Origin of the sequence: Streptomyces sp. DI166 (assembly GCF_900091315.1) — a bacterium.
In the GTDB taxonomy this organism is placed as follows: Bacteria; Actinomycetota; Actinomycetes; order Streptomycetales; family Streptomycetaceae; genus Streptomyces; species Streptomyces fuscus.
The window spans coordinates 49,014-64,500 of the sequence record NZ_FLSP01000013.1; the positions used below are offsets into that span (position 1 = coordinate 49,014).

At 72.7% G+C, this 15,487-nt stretch carries 14 protein-coding genes; 9 read left to right on the plus strand and 5 right to left on the minus strand.

Annotated elements, in window-relative coordinates; translation table 11 throughout:
- Positions 1–37: 37 nt before the first annotated feature.
- Positions 38–1,975, minus strand: a complete 1,938-nt coding sequence (locus GA0115233_RS09175; protein ID WP_255310108.1) for an NAD(P)-binding protein — start codon at positions 1,973–1,975, stop codon at positions 38–40.
- 286 nt (positions 1,976–2,261) lie between these two features.
- On the opposite strand from GA0115233_RS09175, the gene GA0115233_RS09180 reads away from it, so the two are divergent.
- On the plus strand, positions 2,262–2,699 hold the full coding sequence (locus GA0115233_RS09180) for an NfeD family protein (RefSeq protein ID WP_093719631.1): 438 nt from the start codon (positions 2,262–2,264) through the stop codon (positions 2,697–2,699).
- Between the two features lie 29 nt (positions 2,700–2,728).
- Positions 2,729–3,820, plus strand: a complete 1,092-nt coding sequence (locus GA0115233_RS09185) for an SPFH domain-containing protein (protein ID WP_093719632.1) — start codon at positions 2,729–2,731, stop codon at positions 3,818–3,820.
- 179 nt (positions 3,821–3,999) lie between these two features.
- Here GA0115233_RS09185 and GA0115233_RS40575 read toward each other — a convergent pair whose 3' ends face one another.
- Positions 4,000–4,431: a hypothetical protein gene (locus GA0115233_RS40575; RefSeq protein WP_141689493.1), complete on the minus strand. Its 432-nt coding sequence runs from the start codon at positions 4,429–4,431 to the stop codon at positions 4,000–4,002.
- A gap of 917 nt (positions 4,432–5,348) precedes the next feature.
- On the opposite strand from GA0115233_RS40575, the gene GA0115233_RS09195 reads away from it, so the two are divergent.
- The 6 genes from GA0115233_RS09195 (at position 5,349) to GA0115233_RS09220 (ending at position 11,692) form a co-directional block, all read left to right on the plus strand.
- A complete protein-coding gene (locus GA0115233_RS09195; protein ID WP_093719634.1) occupies positions 5,349–6,197 on the plus strand; it encodes an inositol monophosphatase family protein in 849 nt (282 codons plus the stop codon).
- 78 nt (positions 6,198–6,275) lie between these two features.
- A complete protein-coding gene (locus GA0115233_RS09200) occupies positions 6,276–7,685 on the plus strand; it encodes a phytoene desaturase family protein (RefSeq protein ID WP_093719693.1) in 1,410 nt (469 codons plus the stop codon).
- Positions 7,682–8,191 (plus strand): O-acetyl-ADP-ribose deacetylase, encoded by a 510-nt coding sequence (locus GA0115233_RS09205; protein WP_093719635.1) that lies wholly within the window; start codon positions 7,682–7,684, stop codon positions 8,189–8,191. Before GA0115233_RS09200 ends, GA0115233_RS09205 begins: the two co-directional genes overlap by 4 nt.
- Before the next feature lie 100 nt (positions 8,192–8,291).
- Entirely contained in the window at positions 8,292–9,596 is a 1,305-nt protein-coding gene (locus GA0115233_RS09210) for a hypothetical protein (protein ID WP_093719636.1), read from the plus strand.
- A gap of 131 nt (positions 9,597–9,727) precedes the next feature.
- Complete coding sequence (locus GA0115233_RS09215; protein WP_093719694.1) at positions 9,728–11,194, plus strand: AlkA N-terminal domain-containing protein; 1,467 nt, start codon at positions 9,728–9,730, stop codon at positions 11,192–11,194.
- Between the two features lie 9 nt (positions 11,195–11,203).
- Positions 11,204–11,692, plus strand: a complete 489-nt coding sequence (locus tag GA0115233_RS09220) for a methylated-DNA--[protein]-cysteine S-methyltransferase (protein ID WP_093719637.1) — start codon at positions 11,204–11,206, stop codon at positions 11,690–11,692.
- 7 nt (positions 11,693–11,699) lie between these two features.
- Here the strand turns inward: GA0115233_RS09220 and GA0115233_RS09225 are convergent, their stop codons facing one another.
- The 3 genes from GA0115233_RS09225 to GA0115233_RS09235 are packed head-to-tail and all read right to left on the minus strand — an operon-like array spanning position 11,700 to position 14,064.
- Complete coding sequence (locus GA0115233_RS09225; protein WP_093719638.1) at positions 11,700–12,428, minus strand: SIR2 family NAD-dependent protein deacylase; 729 nt, start codon at positions 12,426–12,428, stop codon at positions 11,700–11,702.
- 50 nt (positions 12,429–12,478) lie between these two features.
- The gene (locus GA0115233_RS09230; RefSeq protein ID WP_093719639.1) at positions 12,479–12,970 is read right to left on the minus strand and encodes an NUDIX domain-containing protein; all 492 of its coding nucleotides are present in this window, start codon (positions 12,968–12,970) and stop codon (positions 12,479–12,481) included.
- A gap of 20 nt (positions 12,971–12,990) precedes the next feature.
- Positions 12,991–14,064, minus strand: coding sequence for an ADP-ribosylglycohydrolase family protein (locus GA0115233_RS09235; RefSeq protein ID WP_093719640.1), 1,074 nt, complete (start codon positions 14,062–14,064; stop codon positions 12,991–12,993).
- Positions 14,065–14,262: 198 nt separating this feature from the next.
- Between GA0115233_RS09235 and GA0115233_RS09240 the strand changes: the two genes are divergently transcribed.
- Positions 14,263–15,381 carry a glycerate kinase gene (locus tag GA0115233_RS09240; protein WP_176711696.1) on the plus strand — a complete coding sequence of 373 codons (1,119 nt, stop codon included), beginning with the start codon at positions 14,263–14,265 and terminating at the stop codon, positions 15,379–15,381.
- Positions 15,382–15,487: the final 106 nt, after the last annotated feature.

A 15,487-nucleotide genomic window follows, 5' to 3' on the forward strand; every position in this document is an offset into this window, starting at 1 on the left:
TACGACGCGACCGGCGGTCCATGAGCGCGGGCCCCGCTCAGGAACCCCCGCGCCGCGGCTCCGTGACCGTCCGGCTCGGCCGCCGCCCGAGCAGCTCCGCCAGCCCCTGACGGGTCGCCGCGAGGACCACCCGGTCCTCCCCGCGCAGGACGTATCCGGGGTGCAGGTCCCAGATGAGGCCCGCGTGGCGGTTCTCCGGGTGGGGAGTGGCGGCGAGGTCGGGGACCCGGTCGGCCGCGTCGGCGGTGTCCAGGGCGATGACCCGCCAGGCACCGGGGCGGAAGGACTCGGCGACCGTGCGGCCTTCGAGCTGGGGGTGCCCGGCGACCTCCAGGGCGGCGAAGACCAGGACGCGGCGTTCGACCGGGATGGCGCCCAGGATCTGGCGGCCCATCATGGCGCCCGCGAAGGCGGGTGCGGCCAGCGTGGACACGCTGCGGCTGCGGGTCAGCGCCCGGGGGTGCGCCGCGCGCAGGGTGCGGTAGACGGCGGCGGCGAAGTCGTCGTCGTACAGCCGCAGCGCCACCCGCAGCTCCGGCTGCACCGAGCGGGCGTACAGGGCCGCCTCCAGGTTCGTGGTGTCACTGCTGGTCAGGGCCAGCAGGGCGTGCGCGCGGCGGACGCCCGCGGCCTCCAGCACCCCCTCCTGGGTGACGTCCCCGATGACGGTGGGGATGCGCAGCCGCCGGGCCAGCGCGATGCCGCGCGCCTCGGGATCCTCCTCCACGCACACCACGGGGATGTCGAGTTCCCTCAGCCGCGCCAGCACGCGCGTGCCGATCTTGCCGAGGCCGAGCAGCACGACATGCCCGGACAGCCCCCGCGGAGGGCGGCGCAGCGCGGCGGCGGTGCGGAAGGCGCCGAAGGCCTCCAGCGCGGCGGCGAACAGCACCGGGAGCAGCAGCAGACCCGCGAGCGCGGACAGCAGTTGGAGCACCTGGCGGGACGTGGACTCGCCGTGCGCCGGGTCGTTGATCGCGAAGAGGTCGAGCAGGACGACGTACGCCGCGTGCAGCGGATGGTCGCCGGTGGTGATCCGGGTCGCCACGCCCAACCCCAGGACGCAGAGCGCGAGCCCGGCCACCGACCAGCGCAGCCGGCGGGAGAAGAGCGAGCCCAGCGGTGCGACCGGGCCCATCCGCAGCCGGGGCGGGGACGTGGGCGCGGAGTGCGTGACCGTCTCCAGCACCACCGTGCCGCGTCCGGCGGCCGCGGCCACCGCGTCGTCGTCCGGCAGCAGCGTCGGGCCCTCCCGTCCGCTGGCGTCCGAACCCTCCGACCCCGCGGGGTCGTTGGTGGTCGAGGACAACAGCGCGAGCGTGCACAGCCCGGGGTCATCGGCACGGTCCGACCCCGCCGGGTCGCGTTCCACGGCGCGCAGCAGCAGCCCGTCGGCCTGGACGACCTTGCTGGTGCCCGCGATGGCGGTGGCCGCGAGCGCGGGCGCCGCGGTGTCCGCGTCGGACAGGACGGTGGTCGAGGTGTCCAGGGCGTGCGGGTCGAGGCCGGGCACGGCGAGCGCCGCCGCCTGGTCGAGGACCTGCTCCAGATGCTGGCCGAGCTTGCGGTTGTACAGCCGGATCACCAGCCGCAGCCGGGGATTGAGGCGGCGGGCGGCCAACGCGGCGTGGATGTTCGTCTCGTCGTCGTCATGCACGAGCGCCAGCGCCGCCGCCTCCCGCACCCCCGCCTCCACGAGCGCGGACTCGTCCAGCGCGGGCGCCTGCAGCACCCGCGGCCCGTCCGCCTCCCCGCCGCCCCCGCGGCGCATCGCGGCCTGCAGCCGGGCGAACAGCGCCGCCGCCGCGGACGAGGTCGCCGAGGCCCTGGGCTCGCCCGGCACGACGAGCGTCACGCGTTCCCGGTAGACCGAGGCGAGTTCGGCGGCCAGCCGCTCGGCGAGTGTGTCGTTCCCGCAGACGATCATGTGCCCGGGGCCCTCGGCGGGCCGGGCGGGCCGATCGAGTAAAGCCATGCTGGACGGCACCTCCGACTGCGAACGATCTTCATGTGTCCGCCCCCACCATGCCCTGTCCGCCCCGGCCGCCGACACCGGCATGCCGTTGCCGCCGCCCCTCCTGGGCGAGTTGCGGTGTTCGTGCAGTTCGGGCGGCGCGAAACTGCCGGACCCGGGCAGTGACGACGGGCCGTCGGCGGGGGACACTGAGCGCACAAGGAGCCGAGCGCCACGGCTGCCGTATCCGCTCGTCCAGGGCCGGGAGGTAGCTTGGTTGACAAGGCCCCTGAAGGAGGGCGATTCGATGCCGTGGTTCGTCTGGCTGCTCGCCGCCGCGGCACTGGGTGCCGCGGAGTTCTTCACCCTGACGCTGGTCCTCGGCCTGCTGGCGGGAGCAGCGCTGGTCGCCGCGGTGGTGGCCGGTGTGGGCGTCGGCCTGCTCGGCCAGCTGCTGGCCCTGGGTGCTACGGCGGCGGCGGGCCTGCTGCTCGTCCGTCCGGTCGCGCTCAGGCAGATGGCGCAGCCGTCCCTCTCCCACGAGGGCACCGACGCGCTGATCGGCAGACGGGCCGAGGTCGTGCGGGAGGTCACCGCAACCCACGGCCTGATCAAGCTCTCCGGCGAGGAGTGGACCGCCCGTTCCCTGGACGAGAGCCTGGTCATCCCGGTCGGTGCGCTGGTGGACGTCATGGAGATCGACGGCGCCACGGCCATCGTCTACCCCCGCGAGCTCCTTCCGTGATCGGTTGACCGTCCAGCAACGGAGGCACAGTGGATCCCGTCGTCATCCTCGCCCTTGTGGCGGCCCTCGTGGTCGTCTTCCTGGTGGCCGCCACTGTGCGGATCGTCCCGCAGGCGCGCCGCTACAACATCGAGCGGTTCGGCAGATACCACCGCACGCTGCAACCCGGGCTGAACCTGGTGATCCCGGTGGCCGACCGCATCAACACCCGGCTCGACGTGCGCGAGCAGGTCTACTCCTCGGACCCGCGCCCGGTGATCACCGAGGACAACCTCGTGGTCAACATCGACACCGTCCTCTACTACCAGATCACCGACCCGCGGGCGGCGGCCTACGAGGTCGCCGACTACCTCCAGGCCATCGACCAGCTCACCGTGACCACCCTGCGCAACGTCATCGGCTCCATGGACCTGGAGGAGACCCTCACCTCCCGCGAGGAGATCAACTCCCGGCTGCGCGCGGTCCTCGACGACGCGACCGGCAAGTGGGGCATCCGGGTCAACCGCGTAGAGATCAAGGCCATCGACCCGCCCGCCACCATCAAGGAGGCCATGGAGAAGCAGATGCGCGCCGAGCGGGACAAGCGCGCGGCCATCCTGCACGCCGAGGGCGACCGGCAGGCCAAGATCCTCACGGCCGAGGGCACCCGGCAGAAGGACATCCTGGAGGCGCAGGGCGCGCAGCAGGCCATGATCCTTCGGGCGGACGGCGAGGCGAAGGCCGTGGAGCTGGTCTTCCAGGCCGTGCACCGCAACAACGCCGACGCCAAGGTCCTCGCGTACAAGTACCTGGAGACCCTCCCGCACCTCGCGGGCAGCGACAACAACACCTTCTGGGTGATCCCCGGTGAGCTGACCGAGGCGATCCGCACCGTCAGCCGCGCCTTCGGGGAACAGGCCGGAGAGGCCCCGGCGCCGGCCGCGCAGGGCGAGGAGCCGGGTCCGGCGGAGGAGGAGCGTCGTACCCCCGAACTCGACACCGGCTGGTCGGCCACGCTCAACGCCGCCGAGGCCGCCGACGAGGCGGGCAAGCAGGCCGCGGCCGCGGTCAGCGACGCGAAGGCGGAGGCGGAGGCCGCGCAGTCGACGGCGCCGCGGGGGAGGCAGGCGCCCGGCGGGTGAGCTCCGCGACCCCGTCCCACCTTCCAGGGCACCTTCGGCATGGAGTTGTCGCAGACCTGGCCCAGTACATCCCCGCGGGAGACCTGTGTGCTGACGCCCAGCCCGCCGGGGACGTTGGTGAGGTGGGTGCAGAAGCCGCCCATTTCGCCGTTGGGGGAGCGCATGAACAGCTGATGGAGCTAGCTGTGCGGAGTAAGCACCATATACGTCACTGCTGTTCCATCGTCCATGGTGCCTCTGAACAGTTGTTCGTTCAGCAAGGGTGAGGTTGTGAGCACCGAGGCCAAAACGCCAGCGGCAGAACTGACGTACCGCAGGATCGCTGGCGCTGCACCGAAGCCGAGCGCGTCTTCGATTTCCTTCATGCCTGCCTCGGTGAGGAGTTCACTGATTACGTCGTCGACCTCGCTCGGCCGGTCAGGCGGACCGTTGTAGATTGTCACGTAGTAGCCGTTTCCCTGACGCGCACTGACGGTGATCTGGGCGTCGTCTCGAATTGCTTTGCCCTGTGGCGCTTCTGAGGGTATCGGGATCAGAGTGCCGTCGTTTTCGGGCGCCGCTTCGAATCGGGTCGTATTGTCGCTTGCCGGGTTGGGAAGTGTGTCCGTCACGTCAAACCTTCCTGGGGGCCGCCTGGCGTGATCGGCGGTCCATCCCTAATTGTTGGCAGATGCCTGATCTAGGGATATCCCGAGTATGGCTACTTCGGTCGCTCACTAGCCGGGCGTCCAAATTGTGGTTCACTCCCGCCAGGGATAACCGGCCTATTGCATCGGGGTCCTTCTGGGCCCGAAGGGAGAGTCAACTCCGGTTCCCAAGCCGGCGTTCCTGCCGCTGATCGCCTCTAAGGAACGCGCCACCTCGGATTTCAGGTTAACTCCGATCTAGTTGCGGCGCATTTTGGTGCGGGTATTGGCCGCCGATAACTTTGCGAGGGTGAGAAGAACACGGTAATTGCGAAGGAACTGCGGGTCAGCGTCCGATCGGTGGAGCAGCTCGAGTCGTTGGGGAGGGCGGCAGTGAAACGCAATATGGGCCGTTGATCCCTGCCATCCTGACTTGGTGAGGTACCGCAGCACAGCTGCCGCTCTGGCCCTCGCCGCCGCCGCTGGCTGTTCGTCCGCATTGCCATCGGACAGCGCAGGCACCACGCGCGCAGTGAACCCGTGCAGGGCGGCGAAGCAGGGGCGTAACTCCCCTCGCGGGTCATTGCGCCAGGTCACAGGTGTGAATGCCTCTTGCCCGAGCTCGGTGGCCAGGGCAGCCACCGAGGGTGCGGTTTGGCGGTAGCGAGGCTGGGGCCGGCAGCCGATCGGGCCGTTGCGTTCCGGGGCCATGGGCTGGACGTCGAAGGAATGGGCGGACGGTGACGGTGACGGTGAGCCGACGGTCACGGACCGCGCCTGACGCGAATCCGCTCATGCGTGCGAATCCCCCCATGTGCGCGAATCCGCCTGTTCACGCCGATTCCACCCCGTCTTCAACCGCCCCGGCGGGGAATGTCAGTGGGGCGTGCTCTCATGGACCCATGATCGTGAACACGGAAACCATCGAAGAGTTTCTCGCCCGGCACTCCGGTGACGTGGAGGAAGCCGTACGCCGGGCCGCGGCCCAGGAGATCATGCCGCGCTGGCGCAGCCTCGCCGCGCACGAGATCGACCAGAAGAGCGGACCGCACGACCTGGTGACGGACGCGGACCGCAACGCCGAGCTGTACCTCACCGAGGCGCTCGGCGCGCTGCTGCCCGGCTCCGTGGTGGTCGGCGAGGAAGCAGTGCACGCCGACCCCGCCACCTACGACGCGATACAGCAGGCCGCGCCGGTCTGGATCGTCGACCCCGTCGACGGCACCCGCCAGTTCGTGCGCGGCGAGACCGGGTTCTGCACCCTGGTCGCGCTGGTGCGGCAGGGCGTGGTGCTCGCCTCCTGGACCTACGCCCCGGCCCTGGACCAGTTCGCCGTCGCGATACGCGGCGGGGGCGCCCGCCTCGACGGCGAACCGCTGAACTCCGGCACCCCGGAGCCCGGCCGCGACCTGCGCGTGGCCACCTCCCACCCCGACTACACCACCGACGAGCAGAAGCGCGCCCTGCTCGGCCTGTGGACCGACGGTGTCGCCCCGCGCGCCTGCGGCTCGGCGGGCCTGGAGTACCTGGCGGTGGCCCGGGGCGAGTCCGACGCGGTCGCCTTCAGCTGGGAGGCCGCCTGGGACCACGCGGCGGGACTGCTGCTGGTGGAGGAGGCGGGCGGCGCCCACCTGACGCTCACCGGTGAGCCCTTCCGGGTGACCGGCGGCAACGCCCTGCCGTTCACGGCCGCGCGGGACGCGGAGACGGCGGGCAGGATCCGGGAGCTTCTGGTGCGAGGGGCGGTCTGACCCGCCGAAGGGCGCGCGAGGCAGGCATATGCTGACCGTGAGTGGCCACCGGACGAAGGGGACCGAGACGTGCCGTCGATGCTCGATGCGGTCGTGGTGGGGGCGGGGCCGAACGGGCTGACGGCCGCCGTGGAGCTGGCCCGCCGCGACTTCTCCGTGGCCCTGTTCGAGGCCAAGGACACCGTCGGCGGGGGAGCCCGCACCGAGGAACTGACCCTCCCCGGATTCCGGCACGACCCCTGCTCGGCGGCCCACCCGCTCGGTGTCAACTCCCCGGCGTTTCGCGCCCTGCCACTGGCGGACTACGGCCTTCAGTGGCTGCACGCCGACCTGCCGATGGCGCACCCCTTCCCCGACGGCACCGCCGCCGTGCTGGCCCGCTCGGTCGCCGAGACCGCCGCCTCCTTCGGTGCCCGGGACGCGGGCGCCTACCGCAGACTGGTCGAGCCGTTCCTGCGTCAGTGGGACACCCTGGCCCGCGACTTCATGTCCCTGCCGCTGACCGCGCTGCCCCGCGATCCGGTCACCCTCGCCCGCTTCGGCCTCGTCGGCCTGCCCCCGTCGACCTGGCTGACCCGCCGCTTCCAGGGCGAGCGCGCCAAGACCCTGTTCGCCGGTCTGGTCGCCCATGTCATGGCCCCGCTGAACGGATTCGCCACCGGCGCCGTCGGACTGGTCTTCGCCCTCGCCGCGCACGCCCGGGGCTGGCCGGTCGCCAAGGGCGGCTCCCAGTCGATCTCCGACGCGCTCGCCGCGTACCTGAAGGACCTCGGCGGCGCGGTCCACACCGACTACGAGGTCAAACGGCTCGACGACCTGCCGCCCGCCCGCGCGTACATCTTCGACACCTCGCCCACCGCGCTGGCCCGGATCGCCGGCTTCGGCCGCTACTACGAGCGCTACCGCTACGGCGCGGGCGTCTTCAAGATCGACTACGCGCTGGACGGACCGGTCCCGTGGACCGCGCCGGAGGCCCGGCGCGCCGGGACCGTGCAGATCGGCGCCGACAGCACGGAGATCGGCGACGCCCTGCGCGCCGCGTCCCGGGAGGGCAGGGCACCCGAGAGGCCCTTCCTCATCACCGTCCAGCCCAGCGTCGTCGACCCGAGCCGGGCTCCCGAGGGCAAGCACGTCTTCTGGGCGTACGCCCATGTGCCCAACGGCTGGACCGGCGACCTCACCGACACCGTCGAGCGCCAACTGGAGCGCTTCGCACCCGGGTTCCGCGACCGGGTCCTCGCCCGCGCCACCGCGGGCCCGCCCGAACTCGCCGCGCGCAACGCCAACTACGTCGGCGGCGACATCGGTACCGGCGCCGCGTCCGGCCTCCAGCTGATGCTGCGCCCCAAGCTGTCGCTGTCCCCGTACCGCACCCCGCATCCCGCGGTGTTCCTCTGCTCCTCGGCGACCCCGCCCGGACCCGGTGTGCACGGGATGTCGGGGCACAACGCGGCGAAGGCCGTCTGGAGGAGGCTGAGGCAGTCATGACCACCATCACGCTCGTCCAGGGCGACATCACCCGCCAGAGCGTCGACGCCATCGTCAACGCGGCCAACTCCTCCCTGCTCGGCGGGGGCGGGGTGGACGGCGCGATCCACCGCCGCGGCGGCCCCGCCATCCTGGAGGAGTGCCGCAAGCTGCGCGCCTCCCGGTACGGCAAGGGCCTGCCCACCGGCCGGGCCGTCGCCACGACCGCGGGGAACCTGGACGCCCGCTGGGTGATCCACACCGTCGGCCCCGTCTTCAGCGACAGCGAGGACCGCTCGCACCTCCTCGCCTCCTGCTACCGCGAGTCCCTGGGCGTCGCCGACGAACTGGGCGCCCGCACGGTCGCCTTCCCGGCCATCTCCACCGGCGTCTACCGCTGGCCCATGGCGGACGCGGCCCGCATCGCCCTGGAGACCGTACGGGCCGCGCGGACGCAGGTGGAGGAGGTGACGTTCGTCCTCTTCGACGAGCACGCCTACACGGCCTTCACGGACCGACTGGCGTAGCCGGCACCGTCGTCTCCGGTCACCCGGACGGCCCGCCACGGTCGCCGCCCTCCCGCCCCCCGGGATCTCCTGAGCCCAGGGGTGCAGGAGGGAGTACGGCATGGCGGGCGAGGACGAGGTTCCGGACGGCTCCGGGTCGGAGCTGGAGCAACTGCGGGCACGCATCGCCGCGCTGGAGGCCGAGCGGGAGGAGCGGCGGGCCGAGCAGCCCAAACGGCACTGGGCCCGGTCCACGCTGGCCACCGTGCTGATCGTCCTCGGCTGCGTTCTCGCCCCGCTGGGCGCGGTCGCCGCGTGGACGGCCAGCATCGTGGGCGACACCGGTCGCTATGTCGACACGGTCGAACCGCTCGCCCGGGACAAGGACATCCAGAACGCGGTGGCCAACCGGGTCACCGACGCCGTGATGGACCACCTCGACGTGCCCGCGCTGCTCGCCGAGACCCCGGTCGCCGACCGGCCGCTGGTGGAGAAGGCCCTCGGCAGGCTCGGCCCCTCGCTGCAGAGCGCGGTCCGCAGCTTCGTGCACGACAAGGCACAGGCGGTCGTCGCCTCCGACGCCTTCGACCGGATCTGGACCGACGCCAACCGCCGGATCCACGACGCCGTCGTGAAGGCGCTGACCGGCGAGGGCGGCGGCACCGTGAAGATCGAGGGCGACAAGGTGACCGTCGACCTCGGGCCGGTGGTCGAGGAGGTCAAGGACCGCCTGGTCGACTCGGGCCTCACCGTCGCCAAGAACATCCCCGAGATCCACACCGACTTCACCGTCGTCCAGTCGGAGGACATCGGCCGCGCCCGCACCGGATTCCGGCTGCTGGAACTCGCCGGTGTCTGGCTCCCGGTGATCTCGGTGCTGCTGATCGCGGGCGGTGTGGCCCTGTCCGCGCACCGCCGCAAGGCGCTGGTCGCCGGAGCGCTCGGGTTCGCCTTCGCCGTCGGCCTGCTCGGCATCGCCCTGGCCGTCTTCCGCGTGGTGTACCTGGACGCCCTGCCCTCCGGGGTCTCGCAGCCCGCCGCCGAGTCCGTCTACGACACGCTGATCCGCTTCCTGCGCACCTCCGTACGCGTGGGCATCGCCCTCGGCGTGGTGGTCGCCCTCGCCGCCTGGCTCACCGGCCCCGGCCGCCGGGCCGGCTTCGTCCGCCAGATGTGGCACGCGGGCATCGGCGCCGTCCGCTCCACGGCCGCCCGGGCGGGCCTGCGCACCGGCCCCGTGGGCCGTTTCGTGCACCGCTACCGCACCTGGATCTCCTGGATCCTGGTCGCCGCCGCGGTCCTGACCTTCATCCTCTGGCCGTACCCGACCGGCTGGGTCGTGGTGGGCCTGGCCCTGGCGCTGCTCTTCGCACTGGCGGTCGTGGAGTTCGTGGCCGAGGACGAGCCGGCCGCGACCAAGACCTAGGTCGGGCGGGACTCTGCGGACACGGCCCGGCGCCAGGCGAATCGGCGCCCCCCAGCACAGCCGAGGTTGATGTCGGAAACTCGCCAGCCATCCCGGGGCGCCTGGTCGATGCTGGACGCATGCACAAGGGGATGCACACCGACACGGGGGCCTGTGTCCGGGCCGTTCGGGCCAAGGACGCGCGGTTCGACGGGTGGTTCTACACCGCCGTCCTGACCACCGGGATCTACTGCCGGCCGAGCTGCCCGGTGGTCGCGCCGAAGCCGCAGAACATGGTGTTCCACCCGAGCGCCGCCGCCTGCCAGCAGGCGGGCTTCCGGGCCTGCAAACGGTGCCGGCCGGACGCCAGCCCCGGCTCGCCGGAGTGGAACCAGCGGGCCGATCTCGTCGCCCGAGCCATGCGGTTGATCGGCGACGGGGTCGTGGACCGCGAGGGCGTGCCCGGACTCGCCGCCCGGCTCGGCTACAGCACCCGGCAGATCGAGCGGCAGCTCCTGGCCGAGCTGGGCGCGGGCCCGCTCGCCCTGGCCCGCGCCCAGCGCGCCCGGACCGCACGCCTGCTGATCGAGACGACCGCGCTGCCGATGGCCGAGATCGCCTTCGCCGCCGGCTTCTCCTCCATCCGCACCTTCAACGACACCGTCCGCGAGGTCTACGCCCTCGCCCCGAGCGAACTGCGCGCCCGCGCGCCGCACCCCGGCCGCGCAGCGCCCGGAGCACTGACCCTGCGCCTGCCGTTCCGGCTCCCGCTCAACCCCGACAACCTCTTCGGCCACCTCGCCGCGACCGCCGTCCCCGGCGTCGAGGAGTGGCGCGACGGCGCCTACCGCCGCACCCTGCGCCTGCCCCACGGCCACGGCATCGTCTCCCTGACCCCGAAACCCGACCACATCGCCTGCCGCCTGATCCTGGGCGACCTGCGCGACCTCACCGTCGCCATCAGCCGCTGCCGCCGTCTGCTCGACCTCGACGCCGACCCGGTCGCCGTCGACGAGCAGCTCGGCGCGGACCCCGTGCTCGCCCCGCTGGTCGCCAAGGCCCCCGGCCGCCGCGTCCCGCGCACCGTCGACGAGGCCGAGTTCGCCGTACGGGCCGTCCTCGGCCAGCAGGTCTCCACCGCCGCCGCCCGCACCCACGCCGCCCGCCTGGTCACTGCCCACGGCGAACCGGTGCACGACCCCGAGGGCGGCCTCACCCATTTGTTCCCGGCCCCCGAGGCGCTCGCCGCCCTGGACCCCGAGTCCCTGGCGATGCCGCGCACCCGCCGCACCACCTTCACCACCCTGGTGAGCCAACTCGCCGACGGAAGCATCCACCTGGGCGTGGACAGCGACTGGGCCGAGACCCGCGCCCGACTGCTCGACCTGCCCGGCTTCGGCCCCTGGACGGTCGACGTCATCGCGATGCGCGCGCTCGGCGACCCCGACGCCTTCCTCCCCACCGACCTCGGAATCCGGCGCGCGGCGGGGGAGTTGGGCCTGCCCTCGACCCCCGCCGCCCTCACCGCCCGCGCCGCGGCCTGGCGGCCCTGGCGGGCGTACGCCGTCCAGTACCTGTGGGCGACCGACAGCCACCCGATCAACTTCCTCCCGGTCTAAGGACGTTCCATGCACACCCACACCGTGATCGACAGCCCCTACGGCCCTCTCACCCTGGTCGCCGACGACGGCGTCCTGTCCGGGCTCTACATGACCGGGCAACGCCACCGCCCACCGGAGGAGTCCTTCGGCCCCCGCGACGACCACCCTGCCTTCGCGGCGGCCGAGGAACAGCTCAAGGCCTACTTCGCGGGCGAGTTGAAGGAGTTCACCCTCGAACTGCGCCTGAAGGGAACCCCGTTCCAGCGCCGCGTCTGGGACCGGCTCCGCACGATCCCGTACGGCGAGACCCGCACGTACGGCCAACTCGCCGACGAACTCGGCAGTCCCAACGCCTCCCGCGCGGTCGGTCTCGCCAACGGCCGGAACCCGGTCGGCATCATCGTCCCCTGCCACCGCGTCGTCGGCGCGAGCGGCGGCCTCACCGGCTACGGCGGCGGCCTCGACCGCAAGCGCCGCCTGCTGGACTTCGAGAGCGGACTGGCCCTGTTCCAGTGACCCCGGGCTACTGGGCGGCCAGCTCCCGCAGCAGCTTCGGCAGCGCGGTGCCGATCGGCTCCCGGATCACCTCGTCGGCACGGTCGTCGTACGGCGTCGGCTCGGCGTTGACGATGACGAGCCGGGCGCCGTGGTCGGCGGCCACACCCGCGAGCCCCGCGGCGGGCTGCACCTGGAGGCTGCTGCCGACCGCGATGAACACCTGGCACGCCTTGCTGATCGCGACCGCCTCGCCCAGCACCACCGGGTCCAGGCGCTCGCCGAACATCACCGTCGCCGACTTCAGGATCCCCCCGCACTCCAGGCACGGCGGATCGTCCTCACCGGCCTCCACCCGGGCCAGCGCGTCCTCCATCGGGCCGCGCGCACGGCACTTGGTGCACACCACGCCGCGGGCGCTGCCGTGCAGCTCCAGCACCTTGCGGGCGGGCATCCCGGCGAGCTGGTGCAGCCCGTCCACGTTCTGCGTGATCACCCGCACCGGCACCCCGGACCGCTCCAGCTCCACGACCGCGCGGTGCGCGGCGTTCGGCTCCGCCTTCAGCGTGCGGTTCTTGCGGCGCATCTGCCAGGAGCGCCGCCGGATCTCCGGATCGCCCATGTAGTACTCGTACGTCACCAGCTTCTCGGCCTCCGGATCGCGCCGCCACAGGCCGTTCGGCCCGCGGTAGTCGGGGATTCCGGAGTCGGTGCTGATACCGGCGCCGCTGAGCAGGGCGACGAGGGGTTTGGCCATGGCACCGAGGGTAAGCGGGCGCCGGGGGCCGGGCGAACGGATATTCGCGGTCAGCCGACCCGGTGCCCGTCCTCCAGCTCCGCGGTGCCCGCGCCGTCCGCCAGTACCTCCAGGGCGGCCAGGACACGGCGGCCCAGGGCGCCCGGAAGATAGTCGGTCAGGTCCTCGCGCGGGACCAGGCGCCAGGACAGCAGCTCCTCCTCCTGGAGGCGGATCGACTTGAGCCGGTCCTCGTCCAGGACTCCTCCGTCGTAGAGGTAGGCGACCAGGGGCGGGCGGCCGGGCCACTGCACCCAGTCCACCGCGAGCAGCCGGCCGAGTTCCACGTCGAGGCCGATCTCCTCCGCCGTCTCGCGCCGGGCGCCCTGGCGCGGGGTCTCGCCGTCGTCGGACTCGACCGTGCCGCCCGGAAGGGCCCAGCCCTCGCGGTAGTTGGGCTCGACGAGCAGCACCCGTCCGTCCGCGTCCCGGAACAGGGCGGCGGCACCGGCGAGGACGCGGGGCAGGCCCGCGAGGTACGTGGCGAAGTCCTGAGTGGTCACCCTCGAAGGGTAACCGTGTGTCACGTGCTGTCGGCCAACCGCACGGTCCGTTCAGCCAGTTCGGTGATGCTCACCCCGTCGAAGCCGAACACCGCGCTGCGCACCGTGTCCTCCAGCGGGTCCCGCCACTGCGCGGGGATCGCCTCCGCCCCGGTCAGTACCCCCGCCACGGAACCGGCGGTCGCCCCGTTCGAGTCGGTGTCCAGGCCGCCGCGGACGGTGAGCGTGATGGTGCGGGTGAAGTCGCCGTCGCCGTACAGCAGCCCCGCGGTCAGCACCGCCGCGTTCGGGACGGTGTGGATCCAGCCCAGGCCCGCGGTCTCCTCGGAGACGGTGGCGAGGGTCTCCTCCCAGGGCAGCCGGGCGTCGTGCAGGGACAGCACCCGGCGCACGGTACGGGAGAGCCTGCTGGAGGCCGGGATCACGGCCAGCGCCTCGGTGAGCGCGTGCCGCAGGGTCGGCGCGGTGAACGCCGCCGCGATCAGCGCCGCCGCCCACATCGCGCCGTACACGCCGTTCCCGGTGTGCGACAGTACCGCGTCGCGGCGGGCCAGCGCGGCGGCCCGGCGCGGCTCGCCCGGGCAGGTCCAGCCGAAGATGTCGGCGCGGATCAGGGCGCCGATCCACTCCTGGTAGGGGTTGTCGAAGGTCGCCGTCAGCGGCGGCTTGAGCCCGTTGGCGAGGTTGCGGTACGCGGCGCGCTCGGCCGTGAAGGTCTGGCGGAACGGCAGTCTCAGCAGCCACAGGTCCCCGACCTGCTCGGTGCTGAAGTCGAAGCCGTGGGTCTCCAGCAGGTCCAGGCCCAGGATGGCGTAGTCGACGTCGTCGTCCCGGCAGCTGCCGTGGATCCGCCCGCGCACACAGCTGCGCCACTCGGGGCGCAGCTCGAAGGCGTCGTCGCTGTTGGTGGGCGGCTCGGGCAGATAGTCCGTGAGCGGCAGCGCGTCGGCGCGCCGCAGATAGCGGTCGATCCGGTCCCGCGTCCACAGGTCGCCCTGCTCGACCGGTTTGCCGAGCATGTTCCCGGCAACCCGACCCAGCCAGCCCCCGAGAACACGGTCCTCGATCTCGGTCACGGTACCCACAGGGGTCATAGCTCCGGTGTACCTGATTCCGGGAGGTGGGGACAGCGGGGGAACGGCCCGGTTCCGGTGCCGTGCGCGGGCCGTCCACGGGGCGGGCGGGGCATGACGGCGGGGGTGTCCTCCGGATAGGGTCGCAGCGGCGCGACTGGCCTTGACGTGCGTGAGCGCGGGGCCCGGAGAGCAAGGGGATCACAGGTGACACAGCGCGTGCTCATCGCCGCGGACAAGTTCAAGGGCTCGCTGACGGCCGTGCAGGTCGCCGAGCGGGTCACGGCCGGACTGCGTCGGGTCGTGCCGGACGTCGAGGTCGAGGCGCTGCCCGTGGCCGACGGCGGGGACGGCACCGTGGACGCGGCGGTCGCGGCCGGATTCGAACGGCGTGAGGTCCGGGTCGCCGGGCCGCTCGGTGACGAGGTATCGGCGGCGTTCGCGCTGCGCGGCGACACCGCGGTCGTGGAGATGGCGGAGGCCAGCGGACTCCAGCGGCTCCCGGCGGGCGTCTTCGCGCCGCTCACGGCCTCCACGTACGGCTCCGGGGAACTGTTGCGCGCCGCGCTCGACGCGGGTGCGCGGACGATCGTGTTCGGGGTCGGGGGCAGCGCCACGACCGACGGCGGGGCCGGGATGCTGGCCGCGCTCGGGGCGCGGTTCCTGGACGCGGACGGGGAGCCGGTGGGGCCCGGTGGGGGCGGGCTGGCCGAGGTGGCCTCCGCCGACCTGTCGGGGCTGGATCCGCGGCTGTCGTCCGTGGACCTGGTGCTCGCCAGTGACGTCGACAATCCGCTGACCGGGCCGAAGGGGGCTCCGGCGGTGTACGGGCCGCAGAAGGGGGCCTCGCCGGACGATGTGGCGGCGCTGGACGCCGCGCTCGTGCACTTCGCGAAGGTGCTGGAGGGGGCCGTCGGGGCCGCCGCGGCTTCGCACGCCGTTGCGCCGGGGGCCGGGGCCGCGGGGGGTATCGGTTACGGGGCGTTGCTGATCGGTGCGCGGTTCCGGGCCGGTATCGAGGTCATGCTCGATGTTCTCGGATTCGCTCCGGCGCTGGAGCGGGCCGAGCTGGTGATCACCGGGGAGGGGTCGCTGGACGAGCAGACGCTGCACGGGAAGGCGCCGGCGGGGGTTGCCGCGGTGGCTCGGGCGGCCGGGAAGGAAGTCGTCGCTGTGTGTGGGCGGCTGGCGTTGCCGCCGGAGGCGTTGGGGCGGGCGGGGATTCGGCGGGCTTATCCGTTGACCGAGGTCGAGCCGGATGTCGCCAAGTGCATCGCGGACGCGGGGCCGATTCTGGAGCGGGTCGCTGCGCGGATCGCGGGGGATTTCCTGCACTGACGTGGGCTTTTTTCGCCCCCGCCGCCCCTACCCGTTCCCGTCCCCAGAGGCTGCCGCTCCTTCGACCCCGCCCAGGGGGCTCCGCCCCCTGGACCCCCGTCGGCCC

Excerpts from the sequence above, each read along its gene's own strand:
- GA0115233_RS09175 (WP_255310108.1), bottom strand. The coding sequence starts at position 1,975 with ATGGCTTTACTCGATCGGCCCGCCCGGCCCGCCGAGGGCCCCGGGCAC.
- GA0115233_RS09180 (WP_093719631.1), top strand. The coding sequence starts at position 2,262 with ATGCCGTGGTTCGTCTGGCTGCTCGCCGCCGCGGCACTGGGTGCCGCG.
- GA0115233_RS09195 (WP_093719634.1), top strand. The coding sequence starts at position 5,349 with ATGATCGTGAACACGGAAACCATCGAAGAGTTTCTCGCCCGGCACTCC.
- GA0115233_RS09200 (WP_093719693.1), top strand. The coding sequence starts at position 6,276 with ATGCTCGATGCGGTCGTGGTGGGGGCGGGGCCGAACGGGCTGACGGCC.
- GA0115233_RS09205 (WP_093719635.1), top strand. The coding sequence starts at position 7,682 with ATGACCACCATCACGCTCGTCCAGGGCGACATCACCCGCCAGAGCGTC.
- GA0115233_RS09210 (WP_093719636.1), top strand. The coding sequence starts at position 8,292 with ATGGCGGGCGAGGACGAGGTTCCGGACGGCTCCGGGTCGGAGCTGGAG.
- GA0115233_RS09215 (WP_093719694.1), top strand. The coding sequence starts at position 9,728 with ATGCACACCGACACGGGGGCCTGTGTCCGGGCCGTTCGGGCCAAGGAC.
- GA0115233_RS09220 (WP_093719637.1), top strand. The coding sequence starts at position 11,204 with ATGCACACCCACACCGTGATCGACAGCCCCTACGGCCCTCTCACCCTG.
- GA0115233_RS09225 (WP_093719638.1), bottom strand. The coding sequence starts at position 12,428 with ATGGCCAAACCCCTCGTCGCCCTGCTCAGCGGCGCCGGTATCAGCACC.
- GA0115233_RS09235 (WP_093719640.1), bottom strand. The coding sequence starts at position 14,064 with ATGACCCCTGTGGGTACCGTGACCGAGATCGAGGACCGTGTTCTCGGG.